The organism is Flavobacterium cheonhonense (assembly GCF_035671315.1).
In the GTDB taxonomy this organism is placed as follows: Bacteria; Bacteroidota; Bacteroidia; order Flavobacteriales; family Flavobacteriaceae; genus Flavobacterium; species Flavobacterium cheonhonense.
On the sequence record NZ_JAXAVY010000002.1, the window covers coordinates 598,441 to 618,711 of the forward strand.

Genomic DNA, 20,271 nt, shown 5'->3' on the forward strand with positions numbered 1-20,271 from the left:
TACTATTTAATAGTATAAATATTCTATTTGAATAATTTAAAACGAGTATTGTTTTTCCGGAAATCGGCCCTGAACGCCTTTAAAATGGGCTAAAATAATTTTCATATCTTCCTCATAATTGCCGGTTGTGTTAAAGGGCGCTCCTATTTTTACCTCTTTTTTCCCATAATCAAAAGCCACAGGAATAATAGGCACACCGGCTTTATGAGCGATGAAATAAAATCCGGTTCGGAGTTGGGTTACTTTTTTTCGGGTGCCTTCGGGTGCGATGGCCATGCGAAACACTTCCCTGGAGTTGAAGACATCTACAGTAGCATCTACATTATTTTTACCACCGCTGCGGTCTAAAGGCGCGCCACCGATACTTTTGAAATAATAGCCAAAAGGAAAAGTGAATAATTCTTTTTTGCCCACAAAATTCATTTCTAAATTGATAATGCCACGACAAAACAAACCGATAAAAAAATCGAAATTGCACGTATGCGGCATAACCATCAGTACACATTTTTTAACTTCGGGTGAAATGGTACCGATGAGCTTCCACCCCATAATTTTGAAAAAAATAAATTCGTAAAGCCTTTTTCTCATGTGGAATATTTTGCGTAAATTTAGTATTTATCTCTTACTTTTGGTCAAAATCTTTTTGGATGTTACACAAACTGTTCAGCTACTTTATACCCATCAATATTTACAAGAAAAAATCCTCAATTAGTGAAACTATTGAAGTGACATGGAACAATGGTGAATTGGTCATCGACAGTAAAAACACCAATTATTCTTATGGCAGTTTGCAACGTATTTTGCGTAAAGGCTTGAAATATATTGGTTTTGAAAGAATCAAAAAATTCGATAATGTTTTATTACTGGGCGTAGCCGGCGGCAGTGTCATTAAAACTTTGGTAGAAGAGATTAAGTTCAAAGGCAAAATCACCGGTGTAGAAATTGATCCGGCGATGATTGAAGTGGCCAACACCTATTTCAAACTGAATGAAATTCCGAATTTGAATATTGTAATCGATGATGCTTTTGAGTTTGTACTGAAAACCAAAGAAACCTACGATTTAATTATTATTGATGTTTTCCAAGACACGACGATGCCGAACTTTTTGTTTGAAGACTTTTTTATCAATCGCGTGAACTTTTTGTTGCGAAAAGACGGTTTTATTTTGTTCAACACGATGGTGATTAATGATGGTAATCGTGAACGGAATTTGAATTACAAAAATAAATTCAACGGTAATTATTCACTCCGAATGTATCCAAAAGTAGAAACACACAACGAATTGTTTACCATAAAAAAACTACACTGATGAGCTTCCTAAAAAAACTGTTGATCGGGAAAGTTTCAGAAAACTTCAAACCCAAATACAATCCGGTACAACGGAGAATGCTTAACATCAGAGCCATTTGGAATAATGACCATCAGGATGATAACGGCATTGAAAAGATTTTCCGTTTGTTTCTCTCCATCTCCCAATTACTTTTTCCGGGAATTTATGTTAAAACCATCGCTGCCAAAATTGGCTATGCCTACAAAGATTTGGCTATGGACATTTACATTTTGCTGAAAGTAGCTTTTCCTTTAGTCATTCTAATCAATGGTTGGCTGAACTATCCTATTTTGATTTGGATTTTGGTTTACCTCATTTTAGAGACTATTTTATACATTCCGACACTGATCTTTGCCTCCGATTTATTTGCACGTCCGAGGTCTTATAAACGCTCAATGCTGTTGTTGTTTTTCAATTATTTGGAAGTTATTATCGCGTTCGGTGTGTTTTATAGTTTGGGGCAAAACACTAACATTCCTTTCGCCCATTGGTCAGATGCTTTGTATTTTAGCTTGATGACCTCCAATACAATTGGTTACGGCGACTACTATCCGATTACTACTTTCGGAAAATTTTTGGCTTCGGTACAAGCCATGTTCTTTTTGTCGTTTGTGATTTTATTCCTGAATTTCTTTTCGACCAAAGTCAAATCCAAAGGCTATTTTGACATCGATAACGAAGATCTTTAAAGCATTTTACGTGCTTTTTCCAAATCTTCCGGCGTATCAATACCGATGCCTACATGAGTTGTTTCGACCATTTTAATTCGCTTACCGAATTCTAAATAACGCAATTGCTCCAATTTTTCCGAAGCTTCCAAGGATTGCATCGGCAAATGGTAAAACGCCATCAAAGCTTCTTTGCGGAAAGCATATATCCCAACGTGTTTCATGTAACGAACACCAACATTTTTTTCTCTCGGATATGGAATCACCGAGCGCGAAAAGTATAAGGCAAAACCATTTTGGTCGGTAACCACTTTTACATTATTAGGATTGTTGATTTCCTCTATATCGGTAATTTCAAACATTAACGAAGCCAAGTCGATTTTCTTATCGAAATCATTTCTGAACACTTCAATTACTTTGGCTAACGGTGTCGCGTTGATGAACGGTTCATCGCCTTGCACATTCACCACGATGTCTACTTCTAAATTCTCTACTGCTTCAGCAATACGGTCGCTGCCACTTTCGTGCTCTTTGACACTCATAATGGCTTTTCCGCCGTGGTTGAGGATTTCGTCGTAAATCAAAATCGAATCGGTTACCACAAAAACATCGTCAAACAAACCGGTGTTAACGGCAGCTTCATACGTACGAAGAATAACGGTTTTACCACCTAAATCCTGCATCAATTTGGCAGGAAAACGGGTCGAAGCATAACGGGCTGGGATAACGGCGATGGTTTTCATTTTGAAAGGCGCTAAGGTTCTGAGGTGCTAAGGTACTGAGATTTTTTTATTTTTAGTGGCTGATTGGTTGAGTACTTTGAAAGATTAAATTATAAAGCCTTTCCATAAAAAACTGAGGAACTCAGCGACTTAGGAACTCAGTCACTCAGCTACTATTCTTCAAAACTATCCTCTTTAAACCCAATCAAATACAATTTATCTTTGGCACGAGTGACTGCGGTGTATAACCATCGGATGTAATCTATATCAATGCCGTTGGGTAAATACGGTTGTTCTATAAATACGGTGTTCCATTGGCCACCTTGCGATTTGTGGCAAGTGATGGCATAGGAAAACTTAACTTGTAGTGCGTTGAAATACTCGTTGTTTTTAACTTTCAAAAACTTGCGGTATTGCGGTTCGCCTTCGTAATCTTTCATCACTTCTTGGTAGAGTTTGTTGCTTTCTTCGTAGGTTAGCGACGGCGATTCGCTGGTAATTGTATCCAACAATACGATGGTTTCAAACGGAATTTGGTTCGGATAATCGACCATTCGGACTTTGACTTTAGCAAACTTGAAATCATACAATTCTTTGAAGGCAAAAATTTCAAGCACTTCCACGATATCGCCATTGGCAATAAATCCGGCTTCATCGGTTTCTTTGAGCCAAAAATAATTATTCTTTACCACCATCAAATAATCGCCCACCGACAATTCGCTTTCCTTATCCAAGATGCGAGAACGAATTTGCTGATTGTATTGGTTGGCTCTTTTGTTAGAACGCACTATAAAACAAGTATCTTCTATGCTGTAATTGCTGTAGGCCGAATGAATCGCGTCTTGAATGTCGTAGCCGTCAGTGAGTCGAACAATGTCTTTAAACCCTTTGACCCGAAACTGAAACGTATCGAAAAAATCGCTTTTCAAAATCTCGCGCAATTCAGTGGCGTTGTATAAGATACCCGATTTTTCCTCTTGGCGCATCACTTCGTCCAACTCGATTGAAAACACTTCTTTGTGGTAATGCATCGAGAGTAAATCGGTGTCAAGTGCCGGACTAACATCCAATTGCACCGGTGGCAGCTGAGCGGTATCGCCTAAAAGAATCATTTTACAATTTTTACCATTGTACACATACGACATCAAATCGTCGAGCAACGAACCGTTTTCGTACATTTTGGCTTCGGTGTTCACATCGGAAATCATCGACGATTCATCGACTATAAAAATGGTATTGGTGTGCTTGTTGGTTTGCATGGTAAACGACAAACCGCCTTTGACTTTTTTGGGGAAATAAATCTTCTTGTGAATGGTAAAAGCCGGCTTGTTCGAATAATTGGCAATGACTTTAGCGGCTCGTCCGGTTGGCGCCAACAAGACGTATTTTTTATTGACCTCCAATAAGTTGTTGACTAAGGTTGAAATAACCGTGGTTTTTCCGGTTCCGGCATATCCTTTTAACACAAAAACTTCTTGCTCGTTTTTATTGGTAACAAAATCGGCTATTTGCTGTAAAAAGATGTCCTGTTTTACAGTCGGCTGAAACGGAAAGCGCTGGCGTAAAAGACTGTAAAATTGGCCGGTAGTCATTGATTGTTGTGATTGTATTTGGAAACCCAAATATAGCTTATTTTAACTGATGATTGCTGATTAACGAGTGAAGATTGCAGAATTCTAAAGGACAGCGATTTGTACTTAAAAAATAACAATGTTTGAATACTTTAATTTATCAATCATTTAATTTTAGTAAGTTTGCCGAGTTCGTTTCAATCGAAAACCATGTATCAAAATACCAGCATAACCGACAAAACTTACCGTAAACTGAGCATTCAGGTTTCTTTGACCGGTTTGTCGTTTGCCGTTTTTGATACCATAGTCAACAAACCGTTAGCTTTAAAAACCATTAGCATGGGTAAAGTTAATGTATTGTCGAGGATAGAAGATTTGTTTGCCGAGGCGTTTCAAAATCATGCCGAATTGAAAGCCGGCTACGACGAAATCGTCATCATTCACAGCAACAACTTATCGACTTTTGTGCCAACGGCTCTGTTTGACGAAGAATATTTGGGCAGTTATTTGCAATTCAACACCAAGGTTTTTGAAACCGATTTTTTTGCTTTCGATGAATTGCCTACTTACGAAATGAACAACGTTTACATTCCGTATGTGAACATGAATAATTACTTTATTGACCAATTTGGTACTTTCGATTACAAACACGCGCATACAATATTGATGCAACGACTGTTAGAATTATCTAAGAATAATGACTACCGAAAAATGTTTGTGCATGTGAGCGACAGTCATTTTGAAATTGTGGTAGTACAAAACCAGCAATTGTTATTGTTCAATACTTTCGATTACAAAACACCGGAAGACTTTATCTATTATATCTTATTTGCTGCCGAACAACTGCAGTTGAATCCGGAACATTTTCAGTTGGAATTGCTTGGTAAAATAAGTGAAAGCGATAAGCTTTACAACATCGCTTACCAATACATTCGCAACGTTTCTTTATTGGATGTCAGCCATGTGATTAATCCGTTTACCGAAGCTGAAACCCGAGAACACTTTATCTTATTACACTCATGAGAATCATCTCGGGCAAATACAAAGGCAGAAGAATCATGCCTCCCAAAAACTTACCGGTTCGGCCAACCACCGACATGAGTAAGGAAGCCTTATTTAATGTATTGAACAACCATTTCAATTTTTCGGAATTGAGCATATTGGAATTGTTCGCCGGAACGGGCAGCATTAGTTACGAATTCGCCTCGCGTGGCAGCGCTCCCATTTTGTGTATAGACGGCGATATGGGCTGTGTGAACTTCATCAAAAAAACGGCTAAAGAATTCGACTTCGACATTACGGCGATTAAAAGTGATGTGTTTAAATTTTTAGAAAAACACCGCGGTACTTACGACCTTATTTTTGCCGATCCGCCTTATGGTATGTCGCAACAAGAATTTGAACAAATCATCAACTTAATTTTTGAAAACGAATTGTTAGACGAAGAAGGCATGTTGGTTGTTGAACATTCGAAGTACACCAAATTAGAGCACGCGCCGAATTATTCCTTCCAAAAAAACTATGGCGGTTCTGTGTTTAGTTTCTTTGAATTTGAAACAGAAGAAGACGACGACGAATAACCCTTATTATTTAATTCTGCCTGAGTTATCATCTATTGATTTCTCTTTGTAATCCGACTTTTTTATTTGTCCGAATGAATATTTTAGGGTCAACAGTACCGAATGGGAATCGGTAAAATAAACTCCTTTTGAAGAAACTTCATTGATAACGAAATTTTCCCTAATGGTTATTTTCTTCAAAATGTCATTCCAACTGATTGAGCAAATCAAATTTTTGTGAAACGTTTTTGAAAAGGCTGCGTTCATGGTAAAAATGGGCGTTCTTTCAAAAATACCCAATTGTTGCTTCGTAATTCCCCAAGCAGTAAAGTAGAGTTCCATTTTTTTAGGTAAGGTAAAAATATGATTGGAATAGTAATACAAATTGGGTTTGGCTTTGTTTATTAAGGCTGATTCATCTTCAATACTATTAATGCTTGCACTAAACACATTCATGGTTGTCCAAAACTTATATTTGAAGGGCAAAGTCAACTCTAAATTAAGATTGGTTTCCAATTCAAAATTTTTAGAAGTAAACGTCAGTAACTTCTGGTTGTTGTCATAAGAAGCACTATAGTAGACAGGATTCGTGATTTTGTAATAAGCCAGTCTGATGCTTTTGTCTTTATATTGGTAACCCAAAGCTATTTCGTCGGTAAAGGTTGGATTTAAGTTGATGTTGTCCGACCAAACAAAGTAAGGATTGATGTAAGTTGATGTTTGACTGGTAGAGGAATAATCCGGTCTGGCAATGGTTTTAGCATAATTTAGACTGACGGTATTGCTACTGTCGATAATCACTTCAAATTGCGCTTTGGGAAATAAATTGATAAAATTTTTAGCTACCGTTGGTTCGGTTGCCGCTTGATATTTTCCGTCTACAATAGTGTTTTCGCCGCGCAAGCCAAGCGTATAATTCAGCTTTTTATAAGTTCCCGAAAATTGAGTGTAGGCCGCAATGTTCTTTTCTTTGTGAAAATAAATCGACTGATTGGCTGCCGGCGGATTGGCGGTGATTACCTCAAAAAAAGTGTTGGCTTTGGCTTGAAGATACAAACCTCCCAATTCTAACTTCATTTCGTTTTTGAATGTTTTCTCTATATCAATTCGACCCGAAGCCACGTCAATCCCAAATCTTTGATTTCTGAATTGCGCCAACTCATATCCAACATCATTAAAATCGTTAGAAATCATGCCTTCCATTTGTTGGTTAAAAGAAGTAAGTTGTAAACCGGTAAAAAGATCCACGCCAAGACTTTTAATTTTGTGATTGTAGTTTAAGAAAGCGTTGGTATGATTTCTATTCTCGGTATTGGTATTTAAAGTATTGATGCTGTTTATTTCAATACCGTCACTGTTAAAAGTATCTGTGGTTATGGCAAAATCATCATCCTGAGCGGTGCGACTAAAATTAACCGATAAATAATCGTCTTCATTGATTTTGTAAAACAAACCGCCGCCATAAATAAACTGTGGCCTATCGGTTACCGCTGTGACCAAATATTGAGATTCGATATCGAAAGCAGGAATGGAAAATGTATTGCCGTTACTTTCCCAAACCTTAATCTGATTGTAATTAAAATTGGCTTTAAACTCCAAGGAACCGGTTTTCAGATTCGCATTGACAGCCGAGTAATTGTTGAAGTATTTTTTGAAAGCCGCATTTTCTGTTAAGGATACTTTATAACCTTCTCGTTTGGAAAACTTTCGGGTAATTAAAATCACCGCTCTTCCACTCGCTTCATATTTGGCCGAAGGATTATTAATGATTTCGATGGTTTTGATATCTTCCATAGCCAGCGAATTAATATCATTCATGTCTGCCTTTTGATTATCGATATACAATAACGGACTGCCTTTCCCTATAATGGAGAGACTTTGCTTGTCGGGCGCCACAATTACTTTAGGCAACTTTTCTAACAAATCAATAACCGAAGGCGCATTGCTTAGTATCGAATTGGCAACGTCAACCTTAATATTTCCGTTTTTATTGGTAAAGGTTTTGTTTTGTTTTTGCACAACAACTTCTTCTAAGGCTTTGGGTTGTTCTTCTTCTTTAGGTGTTTCTTGCGCAAACATTAACTGGGTAAACAACAAAGTAACTAGGGCAAATTTTCGGTACATAATATTGATATTGGTTTGCCGCAAAATTGAAGTTAATCTTTAGTATCGAAAGTTAATTGGAGGTTAATGCGAGGTTAAAAGGTGTTGTTTCTGATATTTCGATTATTTTTGACTTGTCAATTCAGAATGATGAAACGAAAAATCAATGTACTTATCGGTCTTTCCACCGCGATGTTGCTCATCCTTTGCGCTATACAAGTGTATTTGGTTAAAACCGCATATGACTATAAAGTTGAACAGTTTCGAGCCGAAGTAAAAGATAAAATCGGTAACATCACGAACAACTTCACCGATCTGGATTCGTCGGTATTTTACAAAAAGGAACTCTTGTACCAAAGAATAGCCGAGAAATTCATCGCCAACAAAAACTATCGCGTTACTGTAAAAAAAGAGTTGCTTTCTAATGCATTCCGGGAGGCTTTAACCCAAAGAATGCGCGAAAAATTCCGAAGAGAATTCAAAGACAATGAAGTTGATTTTGCCGTTATCGTTAATAAGTTTATCGTTTTTGACAACACCGCCAAAACGGATACCATCTTTTCCGAAAAACCAAAAATAAGCAATGCGCTTTACGGTAATTTGGCTTCTTTAGACGATGCCTTTATGGTTAGAAGCTATGTTGGCACTTCGAGCGATTTTAAGAAAAGTCAGTACAAACTGCTTACAGAAGATTGTTTGTACGTTTCTATAAAAAATTGGGAGCAAATTATACTCGGTCGAATGGCCTTCATTTTGGTTGTATCTGTGCTTTCGATGCTGGTTTTGGTTTCCCTTTTTGCTATGGCCATCAAAGCGTTAATTCAGCAGAAAAAAGTAAATGATGTTAAGACCGATTTCATCAACAACATCACCCATGAATTGAAAACACCATTAACTACTTTGAGTGTTTCCACCAAAATGTTGGCGCGTCAAGAAGTTAAAGAAAATGAAGTTGTTTTTAATAAAGTATTGGACACCGTTAACCGTCAGAACAACCGTTTGCAAAACATTATCGATCAAGTTTTGAGCAACTCTTTGGGGTTTGAAAAAATAGAACTTCAAAAACAGAAACTAAAAGCGGCTACATTATTGCAAACCATTATTACCGATTTTCACTTGGCTTTTCCCAAGGTGCAAATCCATCACCACATTCAAAATTCGGATACAATTTTGCATTTAGACAAATTTCAATTGACTACTGCCATCAATAATGTACTTGAAAATGCCGTGAAATACGGATGTCAAAATATCACCTTAATCACCTCTGAAGAAAACGGTATGTTTCACATCAGCATACAAGATGACGGAATTGGCATTGCCAAAACCAAACAATCGTTATTGTTTGAAAAATTCTATCGCGTAGAACAAGGAAATTTACACAATACTAAAGGTTTGGGACTTGGTTTGTATTACGTTGACCAAATCATCAAAGCTCACCAGGGTTCCGTTAAAGTGGTGAGCGATTTAGGCAAAGGCGCCGCTTTTACGCTTAGCATTCCTGTTGTATAAACTATGAAAAAAGTACTTTTAGCCGAAGACGACACCGATTTTGCAACTGTATTAAAACACTATTTGGAAATCCATCAATTCGACGTGCATTGGACCAAAGATGGTGAAGAAGCATGGCACGCATTTCAAAAGAATACATACGACTTGTGTATTTTCGATGTCATGATGCCTAAACTGGACGGTTTTTCATTGGCTGAAAGATGTATCAAAAAATCACCCGATATTCCGTTTTTGTTTTTAACTGCCAGAAGTCAGAGCGAAGACAAAATCAAAGGCCTCAAACTCGGAGCCGACGATTATGTTGTAAAGCCATTTGAAGCAGACGAATTGGTTTTGCGGATGAATAACATTTTAAAAAGGACTTCTAAAACCTTGTTCAAAACCTCCGGTAATGAAATTTTTATCGGACAATATACTTTTGACACCCAACGCTTGGTGTTAAAATTCAATGATACTGTACAGCAACTGACAGAGAAAGAAGCCGCATTAATCCATTTTTTGTACCAAAACAAAAATTCATTGCTCAAGCGTGATGAAGTATTGAAATCGGTTTGGAAGAGCGACGACTATTTTTCGGGAAGAAGTATGGATGTTTACATCAGTAAGCTAAGGAAGTACTTTGCCGAAGACAGGAATATTACCATCAACAGTATCCGAAATATAGGATTAGAGTTTAAAGTAAACAACTAAGATTTCAGTCACTTTATCCCAGTTAGCATCGGAATCAATTCCTTTAACAACTTCGAAAAATCAAAGTTAAGTTTCATTAAAAAAAAGCAGACCTGTAAGCCGGATTCTGTATCCCGATAAATCGGGACCCTTATCATTTATCTGGACTCGTTGTTGCCAACGCGTTCTAGCTTCCTACCCTTCGACAACGGACGAGTAGCCCTTTTTATCCCGAAACATCGGGAGCCGATATACTTGGAATTTCACCGCATAGAGTTTACCTGGTTTCACTACAGCCTTACCTGTACATACTTTCTGTTGCACTTGTCCTCGTTTTTCAACGGACGGGCGTTACCCGCTATGCTACTCTGTGGTGTCCGGACTTTCCTCCCTCTCGTCCGCTAAGACGAGAGAGCGATAAGGCGGTCTGCGGGGCAAAGGTAGAATATTAGATATTAAATTTTAGATATTAGACATATTTAATATTTAAAATTTGATATTTGATATTTCAAAACCTATATTTGTAATCCGATAAAAATCTATGGAACAATTTGTAGTATCAGCCCGTAAGTACCGTCCCCAAACGTTTAAAGACGTTGTAGGACAACAGGCTATTACCAATACGTTACTCAATGCCATAGAGAACAACCACTTGGCTTCTGCCCTGTTGTTTACCGGTCCGCGTGGTGTGGGTAAAACCACTTGTGCGCGTATTTTAGCCCGAAAAATTAACCAACCCGGTTATGACGACCCGAATGAGGATTTTGCTTTCAATGTATTTGAATTGGATGCGGCTTCTAATAACTCGGTTGACGACATCAGGAATTTGATTGACCAAGTTAGAATCCCGCCACAAACCGGACAATATAAAGTTTATATCATAGACGAGGTACATATGTTATCGTCGGCTGCTTTCAATGCATTTTTGAAAACTTTGGAAGAACCGCCGAAACATGCCATATTCATCTTGGCTACGACGGAAAAACACAAAATTATTCCGACCATTTTATCGCGTTGTCAGATTTTTGATTTCAAACGCATTACCGTTAAAGACGCTAAAGAGCATTTGGCAGAAGTAGCAGCGAGTCAGGGCGTACAATTTGAAGACGATGCCTTGCACATTATTGCACAAAAAGCCGATGGCGCCATGCGTGATGCTTTGTCGATTTTTGACAGAGTGGTTTCGTTTTGTGGTACCAACTTAACGCGTCAAGCCGTAACGGAAAACTTGAATGTATTAGATTACGAGACGTATATCAATATGACCGATTTGTTATTGGACAACAAAATCCCGGAAGTGTTATTGGCCTACAACGAGATTTTATCCAAAGGCTTTGACGGTCATCATTTTATAGCCGGTCTGGCCTCGCATTTCAGAGATTTGTTAGTGGCCAAAAATATCGCTACGCATTCTTTAATGGAAATGGGTGAAGCTGCACAAGCGTTATACCAACAGCAATCTCAAAAAACCAATCAAGAGTTCTTACTGAAAGGTATTGATTTGGCCAACGATTGTGATTTGAAATACAAAACTTCACAAAACCAACGCTTGTTGGTAGAACTTACCCTGATGCAAATTGCCTCTATCACTTTTGATGGAGAAAAAAAAAAGCTGATTTCATAATTCCGCCCTCGTATTACCGCAATAATAGTTATTCCATTACAGAAGTACAAAGTACGAAGTTGGAAGTACGAAGTGTGGAAACTCCTGCATTAGATGAGAAGGCAGAAAAACCAACAACCGACAACGTAGAAGTACAAAGTACGAAGTTGGAAGTACGAAGTGAAGAAAACAAAGTTGTCGAACCGTCAAGTGACAACCATCAGCCATCAGCCAGCAATGAAGAAGTACAAAGTACGAAGTTGGAAGTACGAGGTGAAGAACACAAAGTTGATGAAGTATCATCAACTATCAACCAACAACCTACAACACACAACATACAACCTACAACAGCGCCCAAACCCGAAACCCGCAACTCGGAACCCGCAGCTGTTAAAGTCTCTGCACTTTCCTTAGCCAGTATTCGGGCGAAAAAAGAAATGGCGGAAGCCCAAAAATCGGTGGTTAAAGACACGCAACAGTTGCCGAGCGAGCCATTTACCGAAACCGAAATGTTGGAGCAATGGCTAAAATATGCGCAACGTATGGAAGACAAAGGCTACCGCATAGTCGCTTCTTTATTAACCATTAACGATCCTGTTTTGGATGGTACTACTATCATTCACGAGTTGCCGAATGAAAGTTCGAAAATCGACTTTGAGAAAGAAAGACCGGAACTTTTAGGTTATTTGCGTGGCAAATTGCACAACCACGATATTCAAATTATAGTAAAAGTAAATGAAACTTTAGTGGTCAAAAAAGCCTTTACCAACCAAGACAAATACAATCGTTTGGTAGAAATCAATCCGAATTTAGAGATGTTGAAAAAGATGTTCGACTTGGATGTTTAAAGCGTTCCTTGGTACATCGCTTTAACAATACCATCAGCTAATCCAATCTTCGGCACGTACAACTGTCGTGCGCCACTCCATTTCATAGCATTCAAATACACTCGCGTGGCCGGTATGATTACGTCGGCACGGTCGGTGTTCAAAGCCAGTTCGGCAATTCTTTGTTCATAGGTTAATGAACTCAAATATTGGTATTGCGCATTTAAGTATAAATACGACAACGGTTTGTCTTGCATTTTACCCGACAATTTAAAGAGCTTATTGATGTTACCGCCGGAGCCGATTAAAATGACATTTTCGTATGGTTCGGTTTGGGTTCTAATCCACTTTTCAATTTCTTCCCAAACAATATCGGTCACCATATTATTGAGCAAGCGAACAGTTCCGATTTTAAACGATTTTGAGGTTACCATTTTACCATCGGCAAACAAAGAGAATTCGGTACTTCCGCCACCAACATCGACATACAAATACGTTTGATCGGTTTTTAAGAAAGAATGCAAATCGGAACTCGCAATTATAGTAGCTTCGATTTTGCCGTCGATAATATCAATATCAATACCGCATTGATCTTTGATAATTTGCGTTACTTCTTTACCGTTATAAGCCTCGCGCATGGCAGAAGTGGCGCAAGCTTTATACTTTTCGACTTTATATACTTTCATCAAGAGTTTGAAAGCTTTCATCGCATCCACCATACGATCAATGTTCTCATCGGAGATTTCGCCTACAGTAAACGCATCCTGACCTAAACGAATCGGAACCCGAATCAAAGCACTCTTATTGAATTGCGTTTCTTTGTCTTTTTGTTCCACTATGTTGGTAATGAGCAATCGCATAGCGTTGGAACCAATATCGATAGCAGCATATTTTTTAATAGAAATCATATTCTTTTTCTAGCTAATTATTTTGTTTTTGGCGGGTAATTCACAAAAATCCAAACGATTTCTGTAATAATTATAAGTTTCAAATTGAGCTCGGAAAACCGGTTCACCTTCTTTTCGAATGCGGTATTTATTGTCGAATTTTTCCGAGTGATAACGGGCTTTAACATTTCCTTTCCAACCAACGTTGAAAGTATCTATGATTTGCTTTTTGATATCGGCATCGTAAATAGGACAAGTCACTTCTACCCGACCGTCTAAATTTCGGGTCATAAAATCGGCTGAAGAAATGTACACTTCAGGATCATCGTTATTGCAGAAAATATAACAACGCGTGTGTTCCAACAGATAATCTACTATACTGATGGCTTCGATATTTTCGCTCATGCCTTTTACGCCCGGAATCAGTGAACAAATCCCACGAACTTGCAATTTAATCTTGACTCCGGCATTGCTGGCTTCGTAGAGTTTGTCGATCATGGCGTTATCGGAAAGACTGTTCATTTTTAAATTCATATACGCCGGTCGACCTGCAATAGCGTTGTTGATTTCACGATCGATAAGTTTGTAAAATTTGGAACGCGTATAATGTGGTGACACAATTAAGTGTTTGTATCGGTGAAGACGGTAATTGACATCGAAGAAATCAAAAATTTTAGCCACGTCTTTCAGGATTTGTTGGTGACTGGTAAACAGTGTTAAATCGGTGTAAATTTTAGCGGTCGTTTCATTAAAGTTTCCGGTAGAAATAAAGCCATAGCGTTTTATTTTGCCTTCTTCCATTCTGTCGATAACACATATTTTACTGTGCACTTTCAGACCTTTGATCCCAAAAATCAACTCAATACCTTCTTGTTGCATTTGTTCGGCATACGATATATTACTTGCCTCGTCAAATCGAGCTTGCAACTCGATTTGTACCGTCACTTTTTTACCGTTTTTGGCCGCGTTAATCAAGGAACTGATGATTTGCGAATTCTTAGCCAAACGGTATAACGTAATTTTGATTGCGGTTACTTTAGGATCTAAGGCAGCTTCACGCAAGAACTTGATTAAATAAGAAAACGACTGAAAAGGCGCATTAATCAAGTAATCTTTTTGAGCGATCCGATTCAGTATACTACCATCCAGCGATAAGCCTTCAACCGGTAGCGGTGTTCTAGGCTGGTATAATAAGTCGAATCGACCCAAATTCGGGAAGTTCATATAATCGCGACGGTTGTGGTATCTTCCACCGGGGATAATACCATCGGTAGCGTGAATGCCCATTTTATCCAAGAAGAATTTCAGTGTATCTTTGCCTATAGATTGGTCGTATACAAAACGAACCGGCTCGCCAATTCTGCGGTCTTTAACAGAAGTAGCGATTTTTTCGAGCATACTTTTACTCATGTCACTATCAATATCCAGCTGCGCATCTCTGGTGATTTTTATCATGTGTGCCGAAATACTTTCGTAGTCGAAAATATTAAAGATACTGCTCAGGTTGTAGCGAATGACATCGTCTAACAACATTAAGTATTGCTTTCCATCTTTGTGAGGCAACTCCACAATACGATTCGTATTTTTTGGAATTTCAATGATGGCGTATCGGATTTCAGGTTTGGGTTTCACCAGTCCTAAAATAGATGGTTTTTGCTCCGGCTTCATTACCAATTTCACCGCCAAATAGCCGGATGTATCTTTTAGAAGCGGAAATTCGGCCAAATCATTCAAGATGATAGTAACCAATTCCGGGCTGACTTTTTGAATAAAAAAATCTTTCACATAGTTTTCGTGTTCGCCGGTTACTTCGGTTTCATCAATAATAATGATATTCTGTCTGACCAATTCTTCTTCGATAAGACGCAATACCCGCAAACTTTCCGCTTGTTGCTTAATCACAATTTCGGTAATGTCTTTAACCAGTTGTTGGGCTGTGATGCCGCCCAAGATTTTCTCACCCGAAACACCGGACAAGCTCAAACGGCGAACTGCTGCAAAACGAACACGGAAAAATTCATCTAAATTATTGGAAAAAATACCAATAAATCGCAAACGTTCTAACAAAGGAACCGATTCGTCTGCTGCTTCTTGTAAAACTCTGGCATTAAAGGCCAACCAACTTTTTTCACGATCTATATAACGATAACCATTATCTGTACTCATATTATTTTAATTCTTTGGGAAAGATTGTCTTTAGCGTTTGTCCATCAGCAATGTCTTTCCAACAGTTTGCGTTAAAAGCAAGTTTAACAAAACCTGATGTTGGCACATTGTCAATAAACCTATCGCCAAATTTATTGACAAAATTTGTAATAGCCTCATTATGGCCACAAACAATTAAATGGTCACAGCTGTTAGAACACGATTTTATGATTTGCTCTAATTTTCTATCATCAAAGGTGTATAATTCAGCTTTAAACTGTATGCTTTCCAAAGGATAAGATACATTTTGAGCCAAGATTACTGCGGTTTCTTTTGCTCGTTTGGCTATACTACTCCAAAACAAGTAAGCTTCAGGCAGCTCATGAAAAACTACGCCTGATACCAAATGGGCATCTTGGATTCCCCTATTGGTCAAAGGTCTGTCAACATCATTTAAAGGAGATGACCAACTGGACTTTGCATGTCTGATTAGGTATAATTGCTTCATAGATTACATCCATATTTAATAAAGGTAAATTTAAGTTTTTTAAACTTGAAAAAGAAGATTGGAAGAAATGATTTTAGAAATGTGAGAATTTACAGAAGTGTCACATGAAACAATACACTTTCTGACGACATTTAACAAATAGATATTAAATTGATATTTTAGAAATAAATGTTAAATAAAGAGAATAGTTATAAACAATTTAGTGTTAATATATTTTTGTAGTATTTAACTTTCTAAAAAATAGTATAAATGCATTTTATCTATAAAATTATGCATTTTATCGATTTTTTTTTTGGAGGAATAAAAAAAAGAAACTACTTTCGAACTGTTAAAATGTAATTAAACTGAAAAATTAACCCCAAAAAACCCAAATCTTATGTCAAAATTTAACCTAAAAAAGAACCATCAACTGCCCAAAATCACCGTTAAACGGACTTAATTTGTCATTTAATCGAGTTTTCTAGTTGTTTGTAGACAAAATTGAGTCGTAAGAGTCAAAGTACATAATTTAGCCTTTGATAGTATAACCCAAAACAATACTCTTCAATATGCCTACAAACTTACTTCATGCCCGAAATGCAAATTTTTCAAAAATTTATTCTACTAAAATTAATTGTATGAAATCAAAAATCATCATGCTTATTGTGCTTCTTATCAGTTGTTTAAATGCTGTTGCACAAAGATTGTCCACGAGCGACAATATCGATGAAACGACGGTTCCGGTGTTAGAATTGGATGCTTTCTTGAGCCCTCCTTCTCAGACTGCCAGAGCTGCTGGCGTTTCAAATGTCACACTGCTTAACATGCAGAATGTAAAAGAGTTGGTTTACAATACCCAACCTTCCATCTACTTTTTTGGAGGTGTTGTAAAAGTATTTGGAGACAAACCGCGTAATCTATTTACCGACGCTAACTCAATTAGCAGTTTGAACAATTCCGTTACTTTAAAAAACAACATTGAAATTGTAACAGTGAATTTGGATAATCCAAATCAATTGAATACTCCAATCAATCTTAGTCAACTTTCGGAATTTAAAAATCTAAAATATATTTATTTCATTACCTCCTTTGACGTAAGCAATAATGCTATTGCAAACTTAATTCAAGGCGACAGTGAAAAGTATATGGTTTTTTATAAAGTTCAGAAAGGCGATAACAATTAACCCAAATTGGTAAAAATAACTATTATGAAGAATTTATACATAAACACCTCCAACACGAAGCTTAATTACTTGATTGTGATTTTGGCCATTCTTTTCGGAATGAACACCAAAGTTAACGCTCAGGTAAAAAAGGCTTTTACGCAACGAACTTCACAATATACTCCTACCAAGAAGATATACAATGTGAAAGGTGATTTTACCATGTTGGGTAATACTTGTTTGACCCCTCAAAACTATAGTCCTAATACTAATAACAATGGTCAATTTATGACTTATGTTGATGTTGACGGTGATCCGAATACGTTTAACTCGTCTTCGTCAACTTTGGTTTTATCCTCAGAGAACGGCGCTATCCCTTCTTGTTCTAACATTGTTTATGCCGGTTTGTATTGGACAGGAAAGTCATCAGCCAATAGTACTTTCAATGTAACCAAACAAGTTCCAAACGGAACTCAATCGATTAATGAAGACTTTGAGGTTATTCACAACGAAAATATTGAAAACACCAATTATACATTGTCGATAACTCGAGGAGGTTCAAGCGGAAACAGATATCCGATTTACACTTTCTCAGGAAACGGAAATACTTATGCTTTCACTTTTTACAATAGCTCTGCGCCAAACAGAGTAACATTATCTGTAAATGGTGGCACAGCAACCAATGTACCGGTAACCGTAAATGGTTCGGGAACTACTGCTACTTTAAGTACACCTTACACTATTAACGATGGTACTGTTGTAATTAAATTAGAAGAGTTAAACAGAAGTGCCTCTACCGGTTTATCCACCACAGATACTCAAAATACTTCAAGCGCTGAAGTAAATGTTTCAGGAACGATTATCGCCTACACTAGTGTAACTAAAACTTTTAATAAAAGAGTCGTTTCGTTAAAAGGGCCTGCTGCTTCAGGTTATACACAAATTACTGCTGCGGCTAATGATATTTATTACCCGTCAGGTTCTGATGACAACATTTACTCCGCTTATGCTGAAATTACAGATTACGTAAGAACCAATGGTATCGGGCAATATACTGTAGCAGACATGGCATTATTAGAAGGAAATGTAAGCGGAACAGGATATTCCGGTGGTTGGGGAATGATTGTTATCTATGAAAACTCCAAAATGAAATGGAGAGATATTACCATATTTGACGGATACGCTTATGTAGTATCAACCAATACTTCAGGTCATGACTTGCCGGTTTCTGGATTCAATACTGTACAAACCGGTAATGTAGGAATGAAACTTGGTTTAATGGCCAGTGAGGGAGACGTTAGCTTCACCGGTGATTACTTCAAAATCAGAAATCTGAATACTATAAACTATACCAACTTATCTCATACAGGTAATTCAACTACAAACTTCTTCAACTCCTCAATCAATGCAGGAGGAACACGAAATCCGAATTTATCTAATAACACAGGGATTGATATCGCTTTAATTGATGTGCCAAATGATGATAATGCAATCATTGGAAATAATCAAACTTCTACCAACTTTAGATATGGAACCAGTGGAGATACTTACTCCATTTTTGCCATAGCCATGTCGGTTGACGCCTATGTTCCTGAAGTTGAAGGTGTAATCACAGCTACAACTATCAATGGATCGCCAGCTACTCAACCTTACACTATCCAACCCGGACAACAAGCTGGATTTAGTGTAGACATCAAAAATATCGGAACTGAGGCCATTAACAATTATAAATTAATTGTCCCAATGCCTTACAATGCGACTTACGTTCCCGGCAGTGCTGTAGGTACTGTTTTCAGTCCGCAAACCACTCCTACACCAAACAACATCTCTTTCAATCCAAATTTAGGTGCGACAGGTTCATTGGTTTGGGATTTCGGAACTTTGGTTTTACCACCAAATACCAGTACTGTTTTGGCCCGATTAACATTCAAACTAACGGCAACTTCTGACTGCTCTATTTTGAGCAATTCAAGTTGTGCCGGTTTGATTCCTGTAAACGGATATTCAACAGGTATTGGAAGTAATACCTCTGTATCTTTGAACAATGCTAACTTTATTCAAGGATATACTACCAATGGAAGCTGTATTGGAGAACCAATCCCTGCTCCTATTAATTTAACTATTGACGGATCTAGCTATGTTTCTCAAAATTGTTCCGGAAATAACATCATTAGAAACTTTACTTATTGTAGTGAAAATACAACTGTAGGTACTTCTGATATTGCCTCAAATTTCCCTCCGGGTTCACTTTTCTATAATGAGTATCCGGTTACTATTAATTCAATACAATATTCAGATGCTAACCCTATTCCATTAATTGCCGGTTCTACAGTTACTTACTATGCTGTGCCTGCAGGTGGTGGTATCGGTTGTAGCTTCCCTTTCACTATTTCAAAATGTCCTCCTGTAATTGCGCAAGATGATACTTTGAACGGAGGAAACGGAACTACCGGAAATCCTAATATTGGTAACGTTTTAGCTAATAATGGTAATGGCAATGACACTATAAATGGTAACCCAGCAACTACCGGTCAAGTAACTATCTCAATTGTTACTCCTGCCACTCCAATTGGTGGAAATCCGGTACCTGTAATCAATACAACTACTGGTCAGGTTTCTGTCCCTCCGGGAACACCAGCAGGAACGTATACTATTGTTTACCAAATTTGCGACAGTAATAATATCTCAAATTGTGATTCTGCAACAGTTACAATTACTGTTACAAAACCAATTATTGACGCTGTTGATGACAACGGTGCGCCTATCGTTGGCGCTGCCGGTGGACAAACTGTAGCTAACGTTTTAGTAAACGATACTTTAAACGGAAACCCTGCTACTCTTGCTAATGTAATTTTAACTCAAGTTTCAACTTCAAATCCTAATGTTACTTTAGATCCTGCAACCGGTGCCGTTAATGTAGCTCCTGGTACTGCTGCCGGTTCTTATACAGTAACTTACCAAATTTGTGAAATCTTGAATCCTTCTAACTGTGATACTGCTGTCGTAACAGTAAATGTTACCGGTGCA

The 20,271-nt window shown here is 37.7% G+C and carries 17 protein-coding genes and 1 other RNA gene; 10 read left to right on the forward strand and 8 right to left on the reverse strand.

Annotation, left to right across the window (positions count from 1 at the left end; genetic code table 11):
• Window positions 1-36: 36 nt before the first annotated feature.
• Window positions 37-549, reverse strand: coding sequence for a 1-acyl-sn-glycerol-3-phosphate acyltransferase (locus tag SK086_RS08570; RefSeq protein ID WP_324690953.1), 513 nt, complete (start codon window positions 547-549; stop codon window positions 37-39).
• A 98-nt stretch (window positions 550-647) separates the two neighbouring features.
• Here SK086_RS08570 and SK086_RS08575 point away from each other — a divergent pair, with 98 nt between their 5' ends.
• The gene (locus SK086_RS08575; RefSeq protein ID WP_324690956.1) at window positions 648-1,310 is read left to right on the forward strand and encodes a spermidine synthase; all 663 of its coding nucleotides are present in this window, start codon (window positions 648-650) and stop codon (window positions 1,308-1,310) included.
• Window positions 1,310-2,020 carry a potassium channel family protein gene (locus SK086_RS08580; protein ID WP_290874322.1) on the forward strand — a complete coding sequence of 237 codons (711 nt, stop codon included), beginning with the start codon at window positions 1,310-1,312 and terminating at the stop codon, window positions 2,018-2,020. Before SK086_RS08575 ends, SK086_RS08580 begins: the two co-directional genes overlap by 1 nt.
• On the opposite strand, the gene kdsB is transcribed toward SK086_RS08580, so the two are convergent.
• Window positions 2,017-2,742 carry a 3-deoxy-manno-octulosonate cytidylyltransferase gene (gene kdsB / locus SK086_RS08585; RefSeq protein WP_324690959.1) on the reverse strand — a complete coding sequence of 242 codons (726 nt, stop codon included), beginning with the start codon at window positions 2,740-2,742 and terminating at the stop codon, window positions 2,017-2,019. The two genes, SK086_RS08580 and kdsB, sit on opposite strands and share 4 nt — an antisense overlap.
• A gap of 152 nt (window positions 2,743-2,894) precedes the next feature.
• Window positions 2,895-4,313 (reverse strand): ATP-dependent DNA helicase, encoded by a 1,419-nt coding sequence (locus SK086_RS08590; protein WP_324690960.1) that lies wholly within the window; start codon window positions 4,311-4,313, stop codon window positions 2,895-2,897.
• Window positions 4,314-4,502: 189 nt separating this feature from the next.
• Between SK086_RS08590 and SK086_RS08595 the strand changes: the two genes are divergently transcribed.
• On the forward strand, window positions 4,503-5,315 hold the full coding sequence (locus SK086_RS08595; protein WP_324690961.1) for a DUF3822 family protein: 813 nt from the start codon (window positions 4,503-4,505) through the stop codon (window positions 5,313-5,315).
• Window positions 5,312-5,872 carry a 16S rRNA (guanine(966)-N(2))-methyltransferase RsmD gene (rsmD, locus tag SK086_RS08600; protein ID WP_324690962.1) on the forward strand — a complete coding sequence of 187 codons (561 nt, stop codon included), beginning with the start codon at window positions 5,312-5,314 and terminating at the stop codon, window positions 5,870-5,872. The genes SK086_RS08595 and rsmD overlap by 4 nt, the downstream gene beginning before the upstream one ends.
• 6 nt (window positions 5,873-5,878) lie before the next feature.
• On the opposite strand, the gene SK086_RS08605 is transcribed toward rsmD, so the two are convergent.
• Window positions 5,879-7,975: an outer membrane beta-barrel family protein gene (locus tag SK086_RS08605; RefSeq protein ID WP_324690963.1), complete on the reverse strand. Its 2,097-nt coding sequence runs from the start codon at window positions 7,973-7,975 to the stop codon at window positions 5,879-5,881.
• 126 nt (window positions 7,976-8,101) lie between these two features.
• Here SK086_RS08605 and SK086_RS08610 point away from each other — a divergent pair, with 126 nt between their 5' ends.
• Window positions 8,102-9,463 (forward strand): sensor histidine kinase, encoded by a 1,362-nt coding sequence (locus SK086_RS08610; RefSeq protein ID WP_324690964.1) that lies wholly within the window; start codon window positions 8,102-8,104, stop codon window positions 9,461-9,463.
• A 3-nt stretch (window positions 9,464-9,466) separates the two neighbouring features.
• Complete coding sequence (locus tag SK086_RS08615) at window positions 9,467-10,153, forward strand: response regulator transcription factor (protein WP_324690965.1); 687 nt, start codon at window positions 9,467-9,469, stop codon at window positions 10,151-10,153.
• A 79-nt stretch (window positions 10,154-10,232) separates the two neighbouring features.
• Here SK086_RS08615 and rnpB read toward each other — a convergent pair.
• Window positions 10,233-10,566: RNase P RNA component class A (rnpB, locus tag SK086_RS08620), an RNA gene on the reverse strand.
• Window positions 10,567-10,673: 107 nt separating this feature from the next.
• On the opposite strand from rnpB, the gene dnaX reads away from it, so the two are divergent.
• Together dnaX and SK086_RS08630 are read left to right on the forward strand one after the other, a co-directional pair.
• Complete coding sequence (dnaX, locus tag SK086_RS08625; protein WP_290874346.1) at window positions 10,674-11,756, forward strand: DNA polymerase III subunit gamma/tau; 1,083 nt, start codon at window positions 10,674-10,676, stop codon at window positions 11,754-11,756.
• A gap of 59 nt (window positions 11,757-11,815) precedes the next feature.
• Window positions 11,816-12,583 carry a DNA polymerase III subunit gamma/tau gene (locus SK086_RS08630; protein WP_324690968.1) on the forward strand — a complete coding sequence of 256 codons (768 nt, stop codon included), beginning with the start codon at window positions 11,816-11,818 and terminating at the stop codon, window positions 12,581-12,583.
• Here SK086_RS08630 and SK086_RS08635 read toward each other — a convergent pair.
• From SK086_RS08635 to SK086_RS08645, 3 genes are read right to left on the reverse strand one after another with little or no spacing between them, the layout of a single operon-like run.
• Window positions 12,580-13,470: a Ppx/GppA phosphatase family protein gene (locus SK086_RS08635; RefSeq protein WP_324690969.1), complete on the reverse strand. Its 891-nt coding sequence runs from the start codon at window positions 13,468-13,470 to the stop codon at window positions 12,580-12,582. The genes SK086_RS08630 and SK086_RS08635 overlap by 4 nt on opposite strands.
• Before the next feature lie 9 nt (window positions 13,471-13,479).
• Complete coding sequence (ppk1, locus tag SK086_RS08640; protein ID WP_290874355.1) at window positions 13,480-15,615, reverse strand: polyphosphate kinase 1; 2,136 nt, start codon at window positions 15,613-15,615, stop codon at window positions 13,480-13,482.
• Window position 15,616: 1 nt separating this feature from the next.
• Window positions 15,617-16,102, reverse strand: a complete 486-nt coding sequence (locus SK086_RS08645) for a SixA phosphatase family protein (RefSeq protein ID WP_324690971.1) — start codon at window positions 16,100-16,102, stop codon at window positions 15,617-15,619.
• Window positions 16,103-16,719: 617 nt separating this feature from the next.
• On the opposite strand from SK086_RS08645, the gene SK086_RS08650 reads away from it, so the two are divergent.
• Both SK086_RS08650 and SK086_RS08655 read left to right on the forward strand, forming a co-directional pair.
• The gene (locus SK086_RS08650; RefSeq protein WP_290874361.1) at window positions 16,720-17,265 is read left to right on the forward strand and encodes a hypothetical protein; all 546 of its coding nucleotides are present in this window, start codon (window positions 16,720-16,722) and stop codon (window positions 17,263-17,265) included.
• 24 nt (window positions 17,266-17,289) lie between these two features.
• Window positions 17,290-20,271 (forward strand): beta strand repeat-containing protein (locus SK086_RS08655; RefSeq protein WP_407652323.1); only part of this gene is annotated, 2,982 nt, incomplete at its 3' end.

What these genes read in the sequence shown, in the direction of transcription:
- SK086_RS08615 (WP_324690965.1), top strand. Translation starts at nt 9,467, where the DNA reads ATGAAAAAAGTACTTTTAGCCGAAGACGACACCGATTTTGCAACTGTA.
- SK086_RS08595 (WP_324690961.1), top strand. Translation starts at nt 4,503, where the DNA reads ATGTATCAAAATACCAGCATAACCGACAAAACTTACCGTAAACTGAGC.
- SK086_RS08580 (WP_290874322.1), top strand. Translation starts at nt 1,310, where the DNA reads ATGAGCTTCCTAAAAAAACTGTTGATCGGGAAAGTTTCAGAAAACTTC.
- dnaX (WP_290874346.1), top strand. Translation starts at nt 10,674, where the DNA reads ATGGAACAATTTGTAGTATCAGCCCGTAAGTACCGTCCCCAAACGTTT.
- SK086_RS08650 (WP_290874361.1), top strand. Translation starts at nt 16,720, where the DNA reads ATGAAATCAAAAATCATCATGCTTATTGTGCTTCTTATCAGTTGTTTA.
- SK086_RS08635 (WP_324690969.1), bottom strand. Translation starts at nt 13,470, where the DNA reads ATGATTTCTATTAAAAAATATGCTGCTATCGATATTGGTTCCAACGCT.
- SK086_RS08590 (WP_324690960.1), bottom strand. Translation starts at nt 4,313, where the DNA reads ATGACTACCGGCCAATTTTACAGTCTTTTACGCCAGCGCTTTCCGTTT.
- SK086_RS08610 (WP_324690964.1), top strand. Translation starts at nt 8,102, where the DNA reads ATGATGAAACGAAAAATCAATGTACTTATCGGTCTTTCCACCGCGATG.
- kdsB (WP_324690959.1), bottom strand. Translation starts at nt 2,742, where the DNA reads ATGAAAACCATCGCCGTTATCCCAGCCCGTTATGCTTCGACCCGTTTT.
- SK086_RS08575 (WP_324690956.1), top strand. Translation starts at nt 648, where the DNA reads ATGTTACACAAACTGTTCAGCTACTTTATACCCATCAATATTTACAAG.
- SK086_RS08570 (WP_324690953.1), bottom strand. Translation starts at nt 549, where the DNA reads ATGGGGTGGAAGCTCATCGGTACCATTTCACCCGAAGTTAAAAAATGT.
- SK086_RS08645 (WP_324690971.1), bottom strand. Translation starts at nt 16,102, where the DNA reads ATGAAGCAATTATACCTAATCAGACATGCAAAGTCCAGTTGGTCATCT.
- ppk1 (WP_290874355.1), bottom strand. Translation starts at nt 15,615, where the DNA reads ATGAGTACAGATAATGGTTATCGTTATATAGATCGTGAAAAAAGTTGG.
- rsmD (WP_324690962.1), top strand. Translation starts at nt 5,312, where the DNA reads ATGAGAATCATCTCGGGCAAATACAAAGGCAGAAGAATCATGCCTCCC.
- SK086_RS08605 (WP_324690963.1), bottom strand. Translation starts at nt 7,975, where the DNA reads ATGTACCGAAAATTTGCCCTAGTTACTTTGTTGTTTACCCAGTTAATG.